General features: G+C 62.8%; 4 protein-coding genes. 2 read left to right on the top strand and 2 right to left on the bottom strand.

Annotated features, from left to right (window positions below; all coding sequences use genetic code 11):
- On the top strand, positions 1-355 hold a 355-nt coding region (locus tag EOD15_RS30945), incomplete at its 5' end, for a TOBE domain-containing protein (RefSeq protein WP_127409148.1).
- A 106-nt stretch (positions 356-461) separates the two neighbouring features.
- Positions 462-1,547 (top strand): ABC transporter ATP-binding protein, encoded by a 1,086-nt coding sequence (locus tag EOD15_RS30940; protein ID WP_127268316.1) that lies wholly within the window; start codon positions 462-464, stop codon positions 1,545-1,547.
- Positions 1,548-1,663: 116 nt separating this feature from the next.
- Here the strand turns inward: EOD15_RS30940 and EOD15_RS30935 are convergent, their stop codons facing one another.
- Both EOD15_RS30935 and EOD15_RS30930 read right to left on the bottom strand, forming a co-directional pair.
- Positions 1,664-2,095 (bottom strand): DUF4437 domain-containing protein, encoded by a 432-nt coding sequence (locus EOD15_RS30935; RefSeq protein WP_127268317.1) that lies wholly within the window; start codon positions 2,093-2,095, stop codon positions 1,664-1,666.
- A 163-nt stretch (positions 2,096-2,258) separates the two neighbouring features.
- A complete protein-coding gene (locus tag EOD15_RS30930; RefSeq protein ID WP_164761593.1) occupies positions 2,259-3,230 on the bottom strand; it encodes an AraC family transcriptional regulator in 972 nt (323 codons plus the stop codon).
- Between the last annotated feature and the right edge of the window lie 274 nt (positions 3,231-3,504).

The following is a 3,504-nucleotide window of genomic DNA, read 5'->3' as shown; positions in this document are numbered from 1 at the left end:
GTCCTCGGTCTCGTGGACGGTCGGGGGGGCTCCCGCCGGCTTCGAGTTCCCGCGGGCGCTGCTGTCGAAGCTCAACGGCCATGCAGGCGGCCAGCTCGCGCTCGGCATCCGGCCGGAAGGCGTTCTCATCCGCCGCGAGGCGACGGAGGGGTTTTTGCCGGTCGAGACGCAGATCGTCGAGCCGCTTGGCTCCTTCGACATTGTCGATCTCAAGGTCGGCTCAAAGATGCTGCGCGCACGCACCAAGAGCGGCTTCGTCGCCGGTCCCGGCCAGAAGGTGTTCGCCAGGATCGATCCGGCCCAAGCGCATTTCTTCGACACGGCAAGCGGCAAGTCGCTGGGAGTGAGATTGTGATGGCCGAAGGACACGAAAGGCCAATGATTTGGCCTTTCGAACAATCGAACGCCCGGAGCTATAGCGGAGGGCAGACGCCCTCGAAAAAGAGATCGGGACGATAGACATGGCCCATATCCAGCTCAAGAACATCTCGAAGACTTTCGGCAACCACACTGCGCTCACCGGGCTCGATCTCGATATTGCCGATGGCGAGTTCTTCGTGCTGCTGGGCGAGACGGGCGCCGGCAAGACGACGACGCTGCGGCTTATCGCGGGCCTGGAAAAGCCGAGCGAAGGCCAGGTCTTCATCGACGGCGTCGACGTCGCCGACTGGGGTGCGGCCGAGCGTGACGTGGCGCTGGTGCTGCAGCAATACTCGCTCTATCCGCGCTACACGGTGCGCGAAAATCTCGAATTCCCGCTGAAGCCGAAAATTCGCCGGCTGCCCGACGCCGAGATCAAGGATCGCGTCGACCGTGCCGCCCGTACGCTGCGGATCGAGCACCTGCTCGACCGCAAGACGGATCGGCTGTCCGGCGGCGAGATGCAGCGCGTCTCGATCGGCCGCGCCATCGTGCGCAAGCCGCGTGTGTTCCTGATGGACGAGCCGCTGTCTGCGCTCGACGCCAAGCTGCGCGAGGCGCTGCGGACTGAACTGAAGAACCTGCAGATGCAGCTCGGCGCCACCTTCCTGTTCGTCACCCACGACCAGATCGAGGCGATGTCGATGGGCGACAAGGTCGGCGTGCTCAACCATGGCCGCATCGTTCAGACCGGCACGCCGCACGAGATCTACAACAATCCGCGCGATACCTATGTGGCGAGCTTCGTCGGCTCGCCGCCGATGAACCTCATCGACGGCAAGCTTGTGAACGGCCGCGCGGTGATGGCTCCGTTGAACTTCGAACTGCCTTTTTCGGGGGGAGCCAAAGCGGGCGGGGCGACCGACGGTCGCCCGCTCGTCTTTGGCATTCGTCCCGAGGACGTCTATCTCGAGAGCGGCGCGCCGGTCGAGGCGCATGTCCACGACGTCGAGAACCACGGCGTCGAAAAGATCCTGACGCTGCGCGTCGGCGACGCGACACTGCGTGCCACCGTGCCGGCCAGGACCGACGTCGCCATCGAGCAGGCGGTGCGCTTTGCCTGGAACCCCGACAAGGTGGTGCTGTTCGACAAGGGCAGCGGCGTCAGCTTGCGGCACGCCTCATAAAGCGCGTCGCGCTGAAACGGATTCATGCGACGCGCTTTAGGTCTTTGTTTTTGTGCATGTCGTTCTCCCAAAACCGAGGTCACTTTTGGGCGACATGCGTTAGGCCGCATCCCAGCCTATTTCTGGAAGTAGGTTTCGTAGGGCGTGTCGTTGATCAGCAGGATCACGCATTCCGTGTCGGAGACGCAGGCGTCGTCATGCATCTCATTGGCTTTCTGGGTCCAGTAGGATCCAGGAGGCAGTTCGACCTTGGTCGCCTCGCCGCCATCCATCTGCCAGTGCGCCCACAGCCCCTTTATGACCACCGCACGATAATCCGCGGTGTGCGCATGGACCGGTGCACGCCAGTTGCCGGGAACCTTCAGCAACGTGCCTGCCGGGCCCTTGGCCCGCTCGCCCCACAATGGGCCAAGACGATGCGGCTGGTCGGGTACTTCCGCCACATAGGGGATCTTGTCGGCCGGCAGGTAGCTGTCCTCGAGGGCAAAGGCGCGCCCGGGAACCGCAAGCATGACGGCGAGTGCGATGACCTTCAGATGATCTGGCATGGTTCTCCTCTTCGGACCGACTGGACGCCGGCCTCTGGCTGCCTGGTTAGGGCAAGCTATTGCATGCGGGTGGCCCGGCAATGGCATTGCGTCCGGAAGGCTTGGCAATTCATCCAGACCCCATCCAGACCCTGCGATCCATGGCCGCGGATCCGGGATCGTCTCAGCGGTTTTCGGAGGTGCCGTCGACGGTGCGCAGGTGGCTGGGCGCGATGCCTATGATGCGCTTGAACGCCCGGCTGAACGACGCTTCGGAATCGTAACCCAGTCTGGCGGCGACCACCGAAACCCGCATCCGATCATCGATCAGCCATTGCCGCGCCTGGTGCATGCGTATCCGGGCGACATATCTCGCCGGTGTTTCGCCAACGACGGCCGTGAAGCGTTCGGCGAAGGCCGATCGCGAGGCGCCCATTTCGCGCGCCAGCGCTTCGACAGTCCAGTTCCTGTCGGGCTGCAGATGAATGGCGGCAACTACGCGGCCGATGTCGCGATCCCTGATCGCCGCGATCCAGCCTCTGGTGTCGCCGCCGCTGTTTTCCACCCATGAACGGATGATGCTTGCAGCCAGTACGTCGGCCAGCCGCGCCAGCATGCCGCCGGAACCGGCGCGGTTCATGGTGATCTCGCCGGCCATGGCTTGCAGCAGATGCGGAATACCTGGCTCGCCAGCCATCAATTCCTTGGCGCGCATCATGTCCGGCATCATGCCCAGCAAGGGGTGCGATCCGTCCAGGTTGAAGTGCATGCTGCCGCAAAACAGCAAGATTTTCGGGCCGTGGCCGCCATTGGAGACATTGAAGACATTGTCCTGCAAAGGCTCGACAGTGTAGCTTTCGATCGGCACGGCAGGAATGCCAGGCGCGCTGGCAACGACATGCTCGGCGCCGCGCGGCAAGAGCAACGCATCGCCGGGTGTCAGCTCAATCCATTCTCCGGCTGGCGAGAACAGCCAGCATCCGCGGCGGCCAATGAAGTGAAACCGCGCAGCCTTCTGGGCTGGAAACAACACGGCCCATGGCTCCGAAAGTTCGCAGCGGCCATAGTCGACGCCATCAAGCCGCAATCCGCGCAAGATGTCGGTGAGCGGACCCTCCGAGGCCGGCAAGGCAGTCTTGGGCGAGGTGAAAACCATGCGGATTTTTCTAGAACAGTTCATCGTTTAACGGAAACGTTGAACCGCTCTATCTCTTTGTTTTGACGCAATTCCGGACGGAAAAACCGCTTCACACGTTTCCTGGAATTGCTTTAGCCTGGAATCGCCAGCCCGTCACGGCCTCCATGCGTCGGCTCAGGGCAACGAACTCGGGTCAACGGGTTCCGTCGGAGCTTTCGCCAGGCGTAGGGACGGAGCATCAAACGAAAAACCCGCCTGTGCGGCGGGTCACTGGCGCAAATCAGCACCATAG

It is taken from the genome of Mesorhizobium sp. M7A.T.Ca.US.000.02.2.1, from assembly GCF_003996995.1.
Taxonomy (GTDB): domain Bacteria; phylum Pseudomonadota; class Alphaproteobacteria; order Rhizobiales; family Rhizobiaceae; genus Mesorhizobium.
Note: the sequence above shows the minus strand (reverse complement) of the source record. Positions and strands in the feature narration are given on the sequence as shown.

Excerpts from the sequence above, each read along its gene's own strand:
- EOD15_RS30940 (WP_127268316.1), top strand. The coding sequence starts at position 462 with ATGGCCCATATCCAGCTCAAGAACATCTCGAAGACTTTCGGCAACCAC.
- EOD15_RS30935 (WP_127268317.1), bottom strand. The coding sequence starts at position 2,095 with ATGCCAGATCATCTGAAGGTCATCGCACTCGCCGTCATGCTTGCGGTT.
- EOD15_RS30930 (WP_164761593.1), bottom strand. The coding sequence starts at position 3,230 with ATGGTTTTCACCTCGCCCAAGACTGCCTTGCCGGCCTCGGAGGGTCCG.